This window comes from Pantoea sp. OXWO6B1, assembly GCF_001641135.1.
Taxonomy (GTDB): Bacteria; Pseudomonadota; Gammaproteobacteria; order Enterobacterales; family Enterobacteriaceae; genus Pantoea; species Pantoea allii.
In genome coordinates, this window is record NZ_LWLR01000001.1 from 16781 (window position 1) to 32260 (window position 15480).

The window sequence follows — 15480 nt, forward strand, 5'->3', positions numbered from 1 at the left end:
TGAGTGAGCGGTTAGTCTGAGGTGACAAACCGCTCTGACGCGCAGCTACACCCTGAAGGCTTCAACCATCCCACGTAACGAATGTGCCTGTTCAGACAGGGATTGCGAAGCAGATGAAGACTCTTCAACCAGCGCGGCGTTGTTCTGGGTGACGCCATCCATCTGACTGACGGCAATACTGACCTGAGAAATCCCCTGCATCTGCTCCGACGAGGCCATTGAAATCTCGTCCATTGCCCCCGCAAGCTCGTTCACCATGCCAACGACTTTTAATATGCTTTCTCCGGTGCCCGCCGCCACATGCACGCCGCTGTCCACCTGCTCTACGGCGCGTTCGATAAGTTCCTTGATCTCTTTTGCTGCGGTGGCACTGCGCTGCGCCAGTGTTCTGACCTCGCCTGCAACAACGGCAAACCCGCGCCCTTCTTCACCCGCACGGGCGGCTTCAACCGCTGCGTTTAACGCCAAAATATTGGTCTGAAACGCGATGCTTTCAATCACACCCGTGATGTCGCGAACTTTGGTCGCGCTGAGCGCGATTTCATTCATGGTGTGGGACATTAACTGCACTTCTGACTCACCGGTGCGGGCCAGCATCGCTGCATCTCTGGCCACGGTAGCGGTATGTTGAGCGCTGGCGGTGTTACTTTTCACCGTCGCAGTAAGCTGTTCCATACTGGCCGCCGTTTCCTGCAGGGCGGCGGCCTGCTGTTCGGTGCGTGATGACAGTTCAGTGTTGCCCTGTGCAATTTCGTCGGAGGCGGATGCTACCGATCCCGCCGATTCTTTAATTTGCGTAACCAGGCTTCGCAGGCTGGTTTGCATGTTCGCGAGTGAGGCCAGCAGGCTGGTGGAATCATTATGGCGCAAGGTGACCGGGGCCGTGAGATCACCACTGGCAATGGCGGCAGACAGCGCCTGCGCCTGCGCGGGTTCGCCGCCCAACTGACGCATTAACACGCAGGTGATGATGTAACCCGCCGCCACGGAAACCGCAACGGAAAGCGAGGCAAGGATCATTAAAATCAACGTTGCTTTGCGGACGTTCTGACTGGTGCTTTCCACCGACTGCTCACTGTCCTCCATTTGAATATTGGTCATCTCCTTTAACGCGTCCAGCAACTGGCCCTGCAACGGCCTGACGGTTTTAATGAGATAGGTTACCGATTCCTGCTGTTTGTTTTGCAACCCCAGCTGTCCCGCGTGCTCCAGGGCCGCCAGAACAGGGCCTTCGCTGCTCACGATTTTATCGAAGGCTTCTCTGGCCTGCGGGGTTGAATCTTTTGCGACCATGGCGGCAAGCCGCTCCCGGTTATCGATATAGCGGGCTTTTTGCGTAACGATGCGCTGCCATTCTTTTTGCATCTGATCGGCTTCGTTGAGTAGTGCAAGGTTACGCACAATCACCGCCATATCGCGTAACCCACCGTACATATCCATACCCAGACGGTATTTCTTCATTTTGACATTGACGGCATCATCCATGCCGTCACGGGCATTATTCAGGCCAGTGTAGGCCACCGATGTGCATATAATAAACAGCGTAATTAACAGCCCAAAGCTGATAGTCAGGCGCGTAGAGATTTTCATTTGGAGTCCCTGTTTATGGTGAAAAACAGGTATCGGTTAAATTAAAAAAAACCCCAGTAAAAAAAGCATTAATAATAATTATAGAATAACAACCCACTGATAATTATGATTTTTTCTTAATTTATAAAAAAGTTTGACGGATGTGATTTTATAAACTAATAAGATGTAATAAATAAACATATTTACAAACAACAAATTTATTAAAAATAGTTTACCCGCATGCTTTCAGTGCAGAAAAAATAATATCAAACTCATTTCTGCAGCATAATCGTTCGGTTTGCCGCGCTCATTACCGCGATTTGCACTGCCGGTGGCGTCTGAACGGTCAGGTAGCCCCTCAGCACCGCAGGATGTCGTACCAGCAAAAGAGGAAGATAAGCCCGCATCAGCACATGAAAACGGCAGGCTCTGTTGACCCCACGGCATCATCTTACCTAAGCGTTATGGCACAGGTTGTTATTGTTGGGTCGGCCCACAAGGTAAAGGGCTCGCAGGGTACCAGCCGTGCGTCACGCCTCTCTTTTGACGGTAGAGAGACGAACGTAACGTGTTATCACTTTAATTTTTGCGTGGGCGCATGCTAGCATGCTTTATAAATATTACTTTGAAATACACGCTGTAATTAAACGCGCGCATTATCGGCATGGCTTATTAAAACTTTAATATTTTTTATTTTTTTAGATCGCCAAGCGTATTTATAAATCACCACCAACCCAATACCTATTTATGATTAGTAGAATAACGCTGATAAAAACCGTTAATTTGGCTTAACCCCATCCAAAAGAAAATATTGTGCATTTCGATCATGGAAAATAACACGACGCATTCTATAATACTCTTCACTATGGAAAGTAGAATCTCCCCCGCGTGTTTAAACAGGCACATTACGCCTGCTTTTTTAGACGCAACCCCATGATAAATATGCATTCTTGTATCAGATTATAAAAAGACTAAAAAAATAATTTTTGATGATCTTCATCAAAAGACACCATTTCACCTGGAATTCAATAAATGAAAAATATTCTCGATAAAATCAGTCTACCGACAAAATTCCTGATACTGGGAATTTTTGCCTTGGTTTTATTTGCCTTACCAACCTATTTATTTATCCAGACGGGTAATCAGGCCATCGATGCTAAGAAACAAGAGCTGCAGGGCGTACCGGTCGAAAAAGAGATCCTGACTTTACTTAACCTGATTCAACGTCACCGCGCTGAAAGTGCTATTGCTATTTCACTGAATAAATATGATAACGCCCCACGCCTGGAACTTGCCGCTCAGATAGATGCGCAGAGTACGAAAATCGCCGCTGAGTTACATCAGTATGATACTCATGCCCAGCCGACACAGCGTTTTGATGAGGTCAAAACAGCCTGGTCGCAGCTTCAGCAAGACGTCTCGTCTGGCAAACTGACACTCGCCACCAGTCTGTCACGCCATGCTCAGGTGATTCAGAACTTACTGGACACTAATCAAGATATTCTGGATCTGTATGGCCTTTCTTTAGATGCAGACCTGAATACTTATCAACTTATTATGAGTATATATGGCAGGTTGCCTGAGTTAACTGAAACCCTTGGACGCATCAGGGCCGCGGGGACATCCGTGATTGCAGCGGGTGATAAAGCATCAGAATCCGCACGCGGTGCTATGGAATACCAGATTGACGGTGGCAAAGCGGCGCTGGAAAAATTCAGCAACGTATTGAATAAAGCGTTTGCCGTCGAGCCGGATTTAAAATCGGAATTCAGCCCAATCGCCGTTGATGCTTACCAACGTTCAGCGAACGTCCTTAACATGGCCGATGGCGTGTTTATTGCAAAAAATGTTCAAATTACCCCAGTAGAGTATGTAAAAGCGTTTACCCAGGCCATCAACACCTATAACGATCTTGGCGTTAAACTGAGCCTGCAACTGGGCAAAACACTTAACGACCAAATCGATCAGCGTCGTCAGTCACAATATATCTTGTTGGCCGCACTGCTGGCCGTTGCGTTACTGGCAATATTTGTGGCGGTGATGATTAGTCGTTCCGTTACCCGCCCGGTTAAAGAAGCCGTTTCGCTTGCCAGTAAAGTGGCTGCAGGTGATTTAACAACTGCGATAACCGTGTCGGGTAAAAATGAGATTGCTGAATTACTGAATGCGCTGGCACAAATGCAGCAGCGTCTTTCTCATCTGGTGTCGAATATCAAAAATAACGCGTCAACCATTGCACATTCCTCTGAGGAAATTGCGATGGGTAATAACGATCTGTCTTCCCGCACTGAAGAACAGGCGGCTTCACTGGCAGAAACGGCCGCCAGCATGGAACAGCTTTCTTCCATCATTAAGCAAAATGCGGATAACACGCGCTACGCGTCTGATATGGCGGTATCCGCAACCAGCGCTGCCCTGAAGAGCGGCGAAGCGATGACCTCCGTTATGGCGACAATGCAGAAAATTCGCAGCAGTTCAGGACAAATCGAAGAAATCACCTCAGTGATCGACAGTATTGCCTTCCAGACAAATATCCTGGCGCTCAACGCGGCTGTTGAAGCCGCGCGCGCGGGCGAACTGGGCAAAGGTTTTGCCGTCGTCGCCGCTGAGGTGCGGGCACTTGCACAGCGTTCTGCCAGCGCAGCGAAAGAGATCAAAGGCTTGATCGAGCAATCCGTTGTGCAATCGAATGAAGGTTTAACGCTGGCGCAGGACGCAGGCAGCAAAGTGAAACAAAGTGTTGAGGCGATTGAACAAACCTCCCAGTTGATCCGCGATATTTCATCGTCTTCTGAAGAGCAAAGCAGCGGCGTGAGCCAGATTAATATTGCGGTCAATCAGATGGATCAGGTGACACAGCAAAACGCCGTCCTGGTTGAACAGTCAGCCTCTTCTGCGGATGAACTGGCAAAACGAGCCGGTGATTTGCGCGATATGGTGTCTGTATTCCGTACGGCTTAAAGGCGTCTCTCTTTACACTGCCGCCCGCGTTTTACCCACGCGCGGGCAATTGGTTAACCATTGCCCGGCAGAGTCCGGGCAAATTTTATCGACAGAAATACGCAAATCGCACAGATGATGAATTGAATGATAACCGAAAGAAACTTATTCTGTTGGCCGTAAAAAACACAAGACCAGTCAACGGTGAGCCTGCCGCGCATTAACATCAGGGGAACGGCATCGTCACAGTCGGGACGGTGGATTCTCATTTTGATGCTGAGCACCTATCCGCCGGGCTAACCTGTGCTAACCTTGCGGTCTCAGAATCGCCATTCGGGGAGAATATGAATAACGTTTTTGACGAAAAAATGACGGATATCATCATCGGTGAGATGGTGACGCAGCTACTGAATGAGGATGCGGCTATTTCCTGGAGCATTCTCCTTGAGAGGCTGCAGCAGTTTCTGGATACCGAGCAGGATGAAGTCAGGCTTCGTGCAGCCTTGCGGGCCATGGAGGAGATACGCGTAGAAATGTTTTCCCATCAGTCTGAAAACAACAGTTCCGTTGAAACCAATGTCACTCACCTTCATCACCTTCACTAAGTCTTGCGCGACGCGACGGATGCCCCTTTTAGCCGTCGTGCGTCGTGCGCCCGATCAGATGCCATTAACGTTACCAACATGATTACAGCGCTAACCCAGCAGCCCCTTCTCTGGCTGACAGAGGTCAGATGAGCGACGACACCGCATCTGAAGATATCTACACCGTTATTGGCAGGATAGTCGCCCGTCTGCTTAAACCGGATGGCGAAGTCCATCTGCAGGATATACTGCGTTCGCTGCACAGCTTCAGTGAGCAAAGCACAGAGCACGATGAAAAGAGAGCGTGCCAGGAGGCGATTCGCTTGCTCTCAAAACAGCTTCACTGATTTTTAATTTGCCCTTACCTACTGGGGATGCCGGGCAGTCACTGTCGCAAACCCGGCTCTCAACATCGCTGTTTCACGTAGGTCTGCCCTGCGGTGAAAGGCGTTTATGGCTGTTCGTCTGAAGGTGTACGCCCTACCACGATCTCCAGACAGCTACGAAGCACATCCAGTTGTACAACGTCTTCTGTACACTCCAGTTCGGCGATTAAACTGATAATAATGGCTTTGCTGGTGACTTTTTGCCCGTGGATGACAATATTACGAATCACTGCATCCAGCACTGCACTTTCAGCCTGAAGTTTGTCGCCCGCACTGCGAAAGAGGCGCATAATTTCCACTTCAGTCGTGCTTTGCTGAATGTCGATGTTGTTCTGCATGATGAGTCTTCTTATCAGTCTCAGTTTAGGGTGAACACATCATAACCCTCGCCAGTTGGGCGAAGTGGGGATGTGCTTGTCCTGAGTAGTCTTTATTGAAACTACTCTTGGGTAAGTAACAGGTTTTTTATGAGAAGGGATCAGCCATCATCAATGCTTGCGGCGACTGTCAGAAACGCTCTGACCAAATGCCAGAACGGCAGACTCCATCGGATCGCGCGCAGAAGCAAATTCACTTCGCACTTCAGCAAGCGCGACCTCAATCGCCTCGCGCCGTGCTGCATTTGCTTCATTCACCAGCATAGACTTCAGTCTGTTAGCGAGCGTGGCACCACTGATTTTGTCATTACTGTCCAGTAGCGCAGTCACCGCCTCGCCCATCACTATCTCGGTGAGTTTCTCAAGTTTATCTTTCTGCATACCCGCATCTCTGATGACATTGTGCCCTCTAAAAACGGGCAACCCAGCCTCAAACGCTCAGGCCTCTAATGACCTGCTTTTTTGGCCGTTCAGATTAATGCTGCGGGACGTTGTAATCGGTTAACGCAACGCGGCACTCATTTCAGCGGTCAAAAAGCATGCCGATAAGTTTTTGATAATGCTGCTCTTCCTGCGGGCCGGTCGACTGGCTGAGGCGACGGATAAGCGAGCTGCAGATGGCCTTACGATTAAGGCTCTTACCGGCGTGCAGTATCTCAAGAATAACCTGACCCAGTGTTTCTTTTTCAGAAGGCTGCGTGTCGTTGCCAAAATAACGGGCAATATCACGTACGGTGTTCGACGTAGTTTCGTTCTGACGCATGTTAAACCTCCAGATGTGAAAGTGAGTAAACTCTAACCAAGCCTTGGTCACTAAACTTATACAACATCTGTAAAATTGTACAGGAATTCTGGGTGGCCGCTGCACGCTGAATGGTGCAAAAAGTGCTATGCCATTTATAACAGTCACTTGCGTGAGTATCAGATCCTTAACTTTTTCGCCCCGCATCCATCCTGACGCCGATCTTGTACATGACGAGGTGAAATCTTTGCCCCCTTTGTACACCTTTGCTCACCACGTTATCTGTCTTCGTCTTCTTCAGGCCTGAGACGAATCACATTTTCATGCGGCTTACCGCTTTCGTCCTGGCTTGCGGCCATCAGCCAACGCAGTCCTGAATCTGAACGCACCTGCGACAGCCTGAACTGTTTCAGCCAGTGGCGGGCATCACAAATTTCCGCCAACCTACTGTCTCGGGTTTCCTCTTCCGCCATCTGGTTAAGTTCTGCGATAAGCGTATCGATACTTATTTCTCTGTCACCGAGAGCAAGGCTGACCACGGCTTCGCCAAGAATAAGATGACCTTTCTCATCGTCGTGAAATAACACGTTCTCCTCCTCACATAACAGATTGATCATGGCTATATCATTTATTTTAGTGGTGACATGACAGATGACAAAATATTTCCTGACATCCCGGGAATTATTCCATCCACCTGAATATCTTACCTTTGAGATGCATTTTTTAACTTTATGAAAAATAAAAAATTTATAGTTTTAAATTTTAATAAACATCACGAAATAGAATAATCTTAAACAGGATCTGGTCAGGGTTTACCGTGCCAGAGCCGATGCCAGAAGGCTTCGCAGGGTATCTGCTGTTCTGTCTTCGCCTGGGCAGGCTGACAATAAAAGTCGGTTCTGTATTGTAGCCTGCCCTGCTTTATTATTTTCGCCAGACAACCTCTTTTATACCGATATAAAACGCCAGACAACCCGAAAAATATAACCCTACAGAGTATGCGCGTTAGTGTTTCAACGGACAGAAGCATGATGAAAATCGCCAAAAATACCTGGCCTGCTGACGGGCCTGTTTTTTTTAGCCTGTGAAGTGGCGGGAGAATTAAGGAGACACAACAGCTCGCCAGCCAGGCGAGATATCCGCCATGTTAAGGGGGATGGTTTGTCTTGGTTTAGGATCGCCGTCGCCACGTCGCGGATCAAAAAAAGTAAGCCGGGCGGCTCCTGTTTTTCTTTTCAGCGGGATCGGTAATTCTCCTGTACAGTGGTCCCCAGGATCGGTTAAGTTGCGCACAACTCTTTCTACTTTGTTCTAAGGAACACTATGCGCCAGGGCAGTTTGCCACCTGCGGAAAAAACTAACGGTTTGGCACACTATTTCAACAAGATTGATCATCCACGCCAGCTTGAAACCCTGGGGAGGATAGCCGTTGAAATACTTCGCGAGAATAAGCCCGTCAGTCGACGCATCATCTGTCTGAAGCTTATCGGTTGTCTTGAAAAAGCCACCAGTGAAGATGACAGGCTGCACTATCGTGGACTTCTGACCCTGCTATTCAGTCAGTAACGTTGAAAACCCCCGCTTTTGATCAATCAGCACGCCGGTTATACCGCGTCTGCCTGACTCTGACCTTCGCTCAACATCACATCTGAACCTGACTTCAACGCCGTAGCGCCCTGCTGCCAGGCCTGGTGCGATGGTTGACGTCCCGGACAGGTGCATCCTATCCATGCTGCCAGCCAATGCCTTCTCGCTATCAGAGAAGCCGTTTTTTTGCTGTAACACCGATAAAAAAATGCCCGCACCTCGTTAAAGGGTCGGGCCGGAGTTCTCAGGGAAATCCTAAATGACTTCCAAACAGCGTTATCAAATTAGTTCACCATCTGGATTGTCGCCAGTCGGAATCAGATAATTTTTCTTCATACCTGAAACAGGTCTCTAATTTTTTGCTGATATGTGCCGTTTGAACGCTCAAAACCCGTTATACATCACACTTTTGCAAAGTCTTCTCGACCTCGCTCAATGTTCTGTTCAGGGCGTCGATAACAGTATTGTGAGTTGATTATCACAATGATTGTCCTGACCAAACGTTGCTTACTTCGGCACCTTTCACGGTGCCGTTTTTTTTGCCGCTATGATGCCGGGAAAGGGTAAACCTGGTGAGCAATGCTATTGCGAGGTTGTCATATCCCCTCGCCACCCTGCCAGTTAATGCGAAGGCGTAAGATAGAGGGTTTCAAACCGTGATGCGCTAACAGGGGAACCGGTTTGGTTGCCTTGCAAAATATCGCATGCTGCCGCGCAAATAAAATCGTGCTGGGCGCGGTTCTCAACGCCTTCTGCTGCTACGCTGATCCCCATATTTTTACCCAGTGACGCGATAGCGTTGATCAATAATCGGGCTTTGTTACTGTTCTCAAGCTGAACAGTAAGGGATTGATCAATTTTAAGTCCCGCGATGCAGCGATGCTGTAACAGGCTGAGCGAGGCAAGGCTGCGACCAAAGTGATCGATGATAAATAACGCCCCGGTAGCCTGAACGGCCTCTAACACCTGAGATGTACTTTCCCCTACATCGGTAAGCAGCGGTTCATCGACTTCGAGATCGATAAAGCCCGCGTCTTCTCCGGCACACTGACGAATCACCTCTTCAAGTCCAGCTTCCATTAGCTGACGCGGAAACAGGTTAATACTGACGCGCAGAGGCAGATTTTGACTCCGCCATTGTTTAACCTGACTGACAGCAGACTGAATAATCCATGTTCCCAGGGTGATGGACAGCGGGCTTTTGATCAGCATATCGATGAACTCAGAGGGAAGCAGCAGGCCACGGGCCGGATGCATCCAGCGAACCAGCGCTTCACAGCCCATTAACTCGCCATTGAACACATCAAAACGCGGTTGATAATGCAGCACAAACTGCTGCTGGCGAACAGCGGCTTCCAGTTCACGTTCAAACCGACGTCGACCTAACTCAGCCTCGCGAAATTCAGGCTGAAACAGGACAGACTGCCCTTTGCCACTTGCTTTAGCCCGATACAGCGCCAAATCCGCAGCCGACATCACTGAAGACATATCACTTGCATGCAGGGGAAAGCTTGCCACACCGGTGCTTGCGCCGACCTCTACCGCAGAACCCATGTAATAAAAAGGTGTCTGGATAGCCGCAGTGAGCCGCTGGGCAATATCCATTGCGCCATCACAGCCACAGGGCAGTAAAACGATAAACTCGTCGCCCCCCAAACGGGCCGCTGCGATAGCGTGGGTGCAGACTGCGCGGATCTGCTCCGCCACATGACAAAGCAAAGCGTCACCTGCCGCATGACCGCGCGTGTCGTTCACGTCTTTGAAACTGTCCAAATCTGTCATCAGCAGCGTGTAAGGCACACCGGATTCCGTCAGCTTGCTGAGTTGCGTCATGAAGGCACTCCGGCTGGCAAGCCGGGTAAGCATATCCAGTGAGGCCAGTTCGCAGAGTCGCGCTTCGCTTTCATAGCGTAACGTCACATCCCGAATGATCATGCCAATATAGCGCTCAAAGCCCTCCTGCCAGCCCGAAAAAGAGACCTCCGCTGGAAACTCCTCGCCGTTGCATCGCTTGCCCCAAATCTGCAAGGTACGCGGCGTGGAGATCGCGCCCTCTTCATGTTCAAGTCGGTCAAGCTCATTACGGTAATCGGTCTGACAGCGTTCAGGGATCAGCCCGGCGACGTATTTACCGGCCATTTCGTCAGCGTCATAGCCAAACATTTTCGTCGCGGCAGGGTTCCAGAACGTGATACCACGGTTCAAATCAGTACAGATGATCGCGTCCGGTGAGGTTACCGATATGGCTTCGAGGCGCTGCTGGCTGGCATGGCGCAAAACCGACATGCGATGAACTTCCATGCGGTCCATGACCAGTGCGGCCAGATCGGTCAGGTTGTGGCGATCCGTTGTGCTCATTGCGGGGCGGGGATGATTATCGGTCAGGCATAGCGTACCAATACGGTGCCCGTCTGGCGTAATCAGTGGGACGCCGGCATAAAACCGAATAAAGGGATAACCCAGCACCAACGGACTGTTTGAGAAACGGGGATCGTCGAGCGCATCGGGAACGCAAAGGATATCGTCGCTTTCCAGCGTGTGATGGCAGAACGCGACGCTTCGTGAGGTTTCCGTAATTTGCAGACCATAGCGAGACTTAAAAAACTGACGTTTCTCATCAATCAGCGACACGAAGGCCACCGGCACACAGAACAATCTGGCCGCCAGAATAGTCAGTCGATCAAAGGCTTCATTGGGCGGCGTGTCCATCAGTTGGTACTGTGCCAACGCACGTATGCGTGCTTCTTCGGAGCCGCTTTCAGTTGAGTGCTTCAGAGTGTGTCCTCCTGAGGTCATATACTGTGGCCGGGCATCTCACAGTAAAAAGAGGACGCCTGCAATCAGACAGAACCAGGTAACGCGCAATACATCAACCTGAAGCCGCAACAAAGGTCCGCCTGTGCAGCAAAATGTCGGTTATCAGAAACCTGCACTGATAGCGACACCTGCTCTTACATAGTGCCCGGTATTGCAGTTATCGTCCGTTCAGGCCTGAACTTCATAGCCAGAGACGGCTTTACTCTGTCAAACGGTAAAAATCGCTATTTTTTGTCTTGCGGCACCAGTTCATAGTGAGGATGACGCCCTGCCAGCAGCAGCAGCAGTTCGTACTCCCCTTGACTCAGCAAGGCCACCTTCCCCGTAGCTTCTTTGGTCTGCCAGGCGCGCAAACTCAGATCAAAGCGTTCAGCGGCACCTTCCTGCGACAGGCCGGCAGCAATTCGCAGTTCACGAACATTATTCTGGACGGGCACGGGCCGTCGGACGATTGAATTTCCCAAACCAGGCTCCCTGTGGATGAAGTAGGGTAACAGTACGTCAGCCGATCAGTTCAGTGTCGGCTGAGACCTCTGTCTGCAACCGTTGCAGCACACCTTTCATAAGGATTTTTAATCTTATCTGCTGAAATGTCAAACCAGCGGCTTCGCCTGCTTCGGGATTATATGCCTGTAAAAAAAACGTCTGATCGGCAGCGCTTATTTTTTATTAAGTGAAGCGTCGATATATTTAAATGACTCAAAGTTTTAGGTTTTATTTTACGCTGCATTTATGTAAGTAAATATTTATTAAGGATTAATGAATTTACGGGCAACAAAAAACCCCGCTTTAGCCGCGAGGTTTTAAAAAACACAGCAGGAAACGGGTCCGCCTGCTGCCTATAACCAGCCCATCAGTGCGTTTATATCTGATGAGACAGACGTCGATTATCTGCCAAACGCCACCCAGGCCTCATCGTCTTTGGTCGGTACAGACGCGATATGACGCTTTGCCGGAACGGGCTTAGCGACGACAACACTGGCCGCTGACGACGCGGGTAAGGTAAACCGGGTTATCACGCTGGTGAGCGTTTCCGTCTGGTTACTCATACTCTCTGCCGACGCCGAGATCTTCTGTACCAACGTACTGTTTTGCTGCGTCACGCGGTCAATCTCAGCCACGGCAAGCGTCACCTGAGAAATGCCCTTGCTTTGCTCTTCCGATGCCAGCGCGATCTGGCTGATGAGCTCGTTAACGCTGCCCACGCTGCGCAGCACCTCTTCCATCGTGCTTCCGGCGCTGTCAGCCGCACCGCGCCCTTCGCCGATGCGCGCTACCGTATTGCCAATTAACCCTTCAATCTCTTTCGCCGCTTCTGCGCTGCGCTGTGCCAGTGAGCGAACTTCACTGGCGACAACCGCAAACCCGCGCCCCTGCTCACCGGCACGTGCAGCTTCAACCGCCGCGTTGAGCGCCAGAATGTTGGTCTGGAACGCAATACCGTTGATGGTGGCAGTAAACTGGCGGATTTTCTCAGCGCCTTCAGCAAGCACACCCATAGCGGTCACCACGGTTTTCACCAACTGCTCACCTTTCTGGGTCGTCTGGGCGGTAACACTTGCCAGCTCACGCGCCTCACGACTGTTTTCAGCATTGTGGCGAACGGTCGCCGTAAGCTGCTCCATACTCGCCGCCGTCTCCTCCAGCGCCGCCGCTTGGGTGGCCGTTCTGTTCGACAGATCGGCATTGCCTTTCGCAATATCGCCCGCCTCAAAATGTAAAACGGACGCGTTATCACGAATAGCCTGGACGGTATTCAACAGACTTTGTTGCATTTCTTTTAATAAAGGAACCATTAGCCCGATACAATTCTTACCCAGGTCCTCGGGTTCACGTGTCAGATCACCATCAGCAATCACGCGGAAGTGCGCCCGCAGTTTTGCTACCGGCCGCACCAGATGGATGACAAGATAGCGATCGCAAAAAATGAGCAGCGCAGCGACCGCAGCGAGCGTAATCAGAAACAGATTCACCAGCCGCTGATGTTCCTCACGCAGCGGGGCCGCATTAGCAGAAAGCTGCTGCTCAAGCGCGGCAAGCCGTTCCTGAGCCGCCGCAGGGTAATCCTGAGGCGCGCTGGTCAGAGCGGTGCGATAACGTTGCCATTCATCACCCGCCGGTGCCTGAGAAGCAATGTCCGCATGGTTCGCCGTGGCGTTCGTCTGCACTTGCACACTGGCACGGTTAAGGAAAATAAGCTGTTGAGTCAGGGCATTACTGCGGCTGGCTTCGCGGTCAATGTCGTTTATTATCCGTGAACCATACGCGCCGGCTAACGCAATAATCATTACGGCAGCGATAAGTATCCACAGGACAACACGTCTAATCGTAAAATTTTTTAGAATATTCATGGTATTTCCCCAGTGTTGCGACGTAAAAAAAACACTTCAATAAAATATTCACATCTAATAGTTGCGGGCAAAACAATAGCGCGCTACTCTTCTGAGGTTATTGTGGCAGCGTTATTGAAAAAATAGAATTAAAAATTTGATTAAATGTTTGCATCGTTGATAACTGATAAATTCATTAAAGAAAATAAAAAGAGACAGAAATCCAAATCACGCCTATTATTCAGCGAGAAAAAAAACTATTTTAATTTTCCTTTCGCTGAATCTGGCCTTGTTCCGGTGCTTTTTATCCGCCACTTTTTCTTTTTAATTTCGCGCCGTGAGCAATCCGGGGCGGAGGACACACATGCTTATGAATCTCGACGGTGATCATGAACGCCGCACTCGTGCCCTTGAGGCCCTTCGCTACCCCGATGAAAGTCGGGATGATGTGCTGAGAAAATTTGTCAGGCTTGCCAGTCAGGCACTGAGCATTCCCGGAAGCTTTATTTCGGTTATTGATGATGAATTTCAGTATATTCGTGCTGCGCACAATTTTAAGCTGGAGCGTTCCTCCCGCGAGGATTCGCTATGTCGCTATGCCGTGGACAGCGATTCTCCGGTGGTTGTGCCGGATACGTACCTCGACAGCCGATTCGCGCAACATCCCCTGATCATTGGTGCGCCCTTTATTCGTTTTTATGCGGGTGTGCCGCTTAAAAACCGCGACGGCATCAATTTGGGCACGCTGTGCGTGACAGATATTCAGCCTCATCCTTTTACGCCTGCACAAATCACCACGCTGACGCTACTGTCGTCGTTGGTCATGTCTTTTCTGGAAGCATGGCACTCGGCAGGATTTATCGATCCGGTGACAAATCTGCCGAATCGCCAGCGCCTGATCCGCGACATGCATTATCTGACTGCTGCCGGTGACACCACATTGCGTCGCCTGGTGCTGATTGACTGTATTGATATGCCACGCGCCTATGAACTGGCGCGCTCAATGGGCATGAGTCCTGTTGAAAGCCTGCTTAAAGATGTGGCGACGCTGCTGCCATTGCGGCTGCGCCCCGCTGCCAGCGATATTCTTTATACTGTGGCGACTGGACGATTTGCCGTGTTGACCCGGGCGGACAGCCGCATCAGTGCAAACTGGGTGGCCTGCCAGATGGAGGGCATCAGTGCGGACCTGGGGGAAGGTCTGTCAGTGGCGCTGAGTACCCATACCGGTGAAGTCGATTTTGTCTCCGGTATCTTTCCTCCCCACGAGACGTTACGCCAGGCGGTCAGTGCCTTGCACGAAGCGATCGATCGCGGATTACCCTCTTTGCGCTTTAGCGAAGCCACAGACAGCAGGCGTACCCAGGACTTCACGCTGGTGAACGATCTGGCGAGAGCGCTTCGGGAAAATAATGGGCTGTATCTGGTTTACCAGCCCAAAATTTGCCTGCAAAGCGGCAAACCTATCGGGCTTGAGGCGCTGATTCGCTGGCGCCATCCTGTGCAAGGTGAACTCGCACCCGCAACGTTTATCCCGCTTGCCGAGCAGACGGAGATCCTTACGGCCCTTACCACATGGGTGATAGATAGCGTGATTGCGCGTCTGAAACGTCTGCGTAACAGCTGCATCCAGCTGCCAATCACGATTAACGTAAGTGAGCGTGATTTCTCGATTGATGGCTTTGCAGACGTGCTGGAAGAGAAGATGCTGAGGGCAAAACTGCCGACCTCGCTGTTGGGGATCGAATGCCTTGAAACAGAACGCATCGTGGAGAGCCCTTCCGCTATGCGCGGGCTTGAAATGCTGAAACTGCGCGGCTTCGGCATTTCACTTGATGATTTCGGCACGGGCTACAGCAATATCAGCTATCTTCGCCGTATGCCGCTGGATGTGATTAAGCTGGACCGGTCACTGATCAGTGAGCTGTCGTCGGATACGGCTTCACGCATCATCGCCCGCAATATTATCGCAATGCTTAAAGAGCTGGATTATGTGGTGTTGGCTGAAGGCGTGGAATGCGTCGATACCGTCGAGGCATTGACGGAATATGGCTGCGACCAGGCGCAGGGCTTTTTCTACTCCCGACCGCTGGCAGACAGCGAACTGGATCACTGGCTGCACTGGAAAATGCGTGAGATGTGCTGAGA

At 50.5% G+C, this 15480-nt stretch carries 13 protein-coding genes; 5 read left to right on the forward strand and 8 right to left on the reverse strand.

Annotation, left to right across the window (positions count from 1 at the left end; genetic code table 11):
- Positions 1-45: 45 nt before the first annotated feature.
- Positions 46-1590, reverse strand: a complete 1545-nt coding sequence (locus tag A6A26_RS02335; RefSeq protein WP_063877310.1) for a methyl-accepting chemotaxis protein — start codon at positions 1588-1590, stop codon at positions 46-48.
- Between the two features lie 1011 nt (positions 1591-2601).
- On the opposite strand from A6A26_RS02335, the gene A6A26_RS02340 reads away from it, so the two are divergent.
- The 3 genes from A6A26_RS02340 (at position 2602) to A6A26_RS02350 (ending at position 5440) form a co-directional block, all read left to right on the forward strand.
- Complete coding sequence (locus tag A6A26_RS02340) at positions 2602-4530, forward strand: methyl-accepting chemotaxis protein (protein WP_063877311.1); 1929 nt, start codon at positions 2602-2604, stop codon at positions 4528-4530.
- 323 nt (positions 4531-4853) lie between these two features.
- Complete coding sequence (locus tag A6A26_RS02345; RefSeq protein ID WP_063877312.1) at positions 4854-5114, forward strand: hypothetical protein; 261 nt, start codon at positions 4854-4856, stop codon at positions 5112-5114.
- A 128-nt stretch (positions 5115-5242) separates the two neighbouring features.
- Positions 5243-5440, forward strand: a complete 198-nt coding sequence (locus A6A26_RS02350) for a hypothetical protein (protein ID WP_063877313.1) — start codon at positions 5243-5245, stop codon at positions 5438-5440.
- Between the two features lie 104 nt (positions 5441-5544).
- Here the strand turns inward: A6A26_RS02350 and A6A26_RS02355 are convergent, their stop codons facing one another.
- From A6A26_RS02355 to A6A26_RS02370, 4 genes are all read right to left on the reverse strand, one after another.
- The gene (locus tag A6A26_RS02355; RefSeq protein ID WP_063877314.1) at positions 5545-5817 is read right to left on the reverse strand and encodes a biofilm development regulator YmgB/AriR family protein; all 273 of its coding nucleotides are present in this window, start codon (positions 5815-5817) and stop codon (positions 5545-5547) included.
- 150 nt (positions 5818-5967) lie between these two features.
- Positions 5968-6237 carry a hypothetical protein gene (locus A6A26_RS02360; protein WP_063877315.1) on the reverse strand — a complete coding sequence of 90 codons (270 nt, stop codon included), beginning with the start codon at positions 6235-6237 and terminating at the stop codon, positions 5968-5970.
- A gap of 142 nt (positions 6238-6379) precedes the next feature.
- On the reverse strand, positions 6380-6619 hold the full coding sequence (gene ycgZ, locus A6A26_RS02365) for a regulatory protein YcgZ (protein WP_063877316.1): 240 nt from the start codon (positions 6617-6619) through the stop codon (positions 6380-6382).
- Positions 6620-6876: 257 nt separating this feature from the next.
- Positions 6877-7215, reverse strand: coding sequence for a hypothetical protein (locus A6A26_RS02370; RefSeq protein WP_217268358.1), 339 nt, complete (start codon positions 7213-7215; stop codon positions 6877-6879).
- A gap of 706 nt (positions 7216-7921) precedes the next feature.
- Here A6A26_RS02370 and A6A26_RS02375 point away from each other — a divergent pair.
- Positions 7922-8164, forward strand: a complete 243-nt coding sequence (locus tag A6A26_RS02375) for a hypothetical protein (RefSeq protein WP_063877317.1) — start codon at positions 7922-7924, stop codon at positions 8162-8164.
- A 642-nt stretch (positions 8165-8806) separates the two neighbouring features.
- Here the strand turns inward: A6A26_RS02375 and A6A26_RS02380 are convergent.
- From A6A26_RS02380 to A6A26_RS02390, 3 genes are all read right to left on the reverse strand, one after another.
- Positions 8807-10981, reverse strand: a complete 2175-nt coding sequence (locus A6A26_RS02380; protein ID WP_063877318.1) for a putative bifunctional diguanylate cyclase/phosphodiesterase — start codon at positions 10979-10981, stop codon at positions 8807-8809.
- A 245-nt stretch (positions 10982-11226) separates the two neighbouring features.
- Positions 11227-11466 carry a hypothetical protein gene (locus A6A26_RS02385; RefSeq protein WP_063877319.1) on the reverse strand — a complete coding sequence of 80 codons (240 nt, stop codon included), beginning with the start codon at positions 11464-11466 and terminating at the stop codon, positions 11227-11229.
- 423 nt (positions 11467-11889) lie between these two features.
- Positions 11890-13353: a methyl-accepting chemotaxis protein gene (locus A6A26_RS02390; RefSeq protein WP_063877320.1), complete on the reverse strand. Its 1464-nt coding sequence runs from the start codon at positions 13351-13353 to the stop codon at positions 11890-11892.
- A gap of 343 nt (positions 13354-13696) precedes the next feature.
- Between A6A26_RS02390 and A6A26_RS02395 the strand changes: the two genes are divergently transcribed.
- Complete coding sequence (locus A6A26_RS02395; RefSeq protein ID WP_063877321.1) at positions 13697-15478, forward strand: EAL domain-containing protein; 1782 nt, start codon at positions 13697-13699, stop codon at positions 15476-15478.
- The last annotated feature ends 2 nt before the right edge of the window (positions 15479-15480 follow it).

Excerpts from the sequence above, each read along its gene's own strand:
- A6A26_RS02335 (WP_063877310.1), bottom strand. The coding sequence starts at position 1,590 with ATGAAAATCTCTACGCGCCTGACTATCAGCTTTGGGCTGTTAATTACG.
- A6A26_RS02340 (WP_063877311.1), top strand. The coding sequence starts at position 2,602 with ATGAAAAATATTCTCGATAAAATCAGTCTACCGACAAAATTCCTGATA.
- A6A26_RS02345 (WP_063877312.1), top strand. The coding sequence starts at position 4,854 with ATGAATAACGTTTTTGACGAAAAAATGACGGATATCATCATCGGTGAG.
- A6A26_RS02350 (WP_063877313.1), top strand. The coding sequence starts at position 5,243 with ATGAGCGACGACACCGCATCTGAAGATATCTACACCGTTATTGGCAGG.
- A6A26_RS02355 (WP_063877314.1), bottom strand. The coding sequence starts at position 5,817 with ATGCAGAACAACATCGACATTCAGCAAAGCACGACTGAAGTGGAAATT.
- A6A26_RS02360 (WP_063877315.1), bottom strand. The coding sequence starts at position 6,237 with ATGCAGAAAGATAAACTTGAGAAACTCACCGAGATAGTGATGGGCGAG.
- ycgZ (WP_063877316.1), bottom strand. The coding sequence starts at position 6,619 with ATGCGTCAGAACGAAACTACGTCGAACACCGTACGTGATATTGCCCGT.
- A6A26_RS02370 (WP_217268358.1), bottom strand. The coding sequence starts at position 7,215 with ATGATCAATCTGTTATGTGAGGAGGAGAACGTGTTATTTCACGACGAT.
- A6A26_RS02375 (WP_063877317.1), top strand. The coding sequence starts at position 7,922 with ATGCGCCAGGGCAGTTTGCCACCTGCGGAAAAAACTAACGGTTTGGCA.
- A6A26_RS02380 (WP_063877318.1), bottom strand. The coding sequence starts at position 10,981 with ATGACCTCAGGAGGACACACTCTGAAGCACTCAACTGAAAGCGGCTCC.
- A6A26_RS02390 (WP_063877320.1), bottom strand. The coding sequence starts at position 13,353 with ATGAATATTCTAAAAAATTTTACGATTAGACGTGTTGTCCTGTGGATA.
- A6A26_RS02395 (WP_063877321.1), top strand. The coding sequence starts at position 13,697 with ATGCTTATGAATCTCGACGGTGATCATGAACGCCGCACTCGTGCCCTT.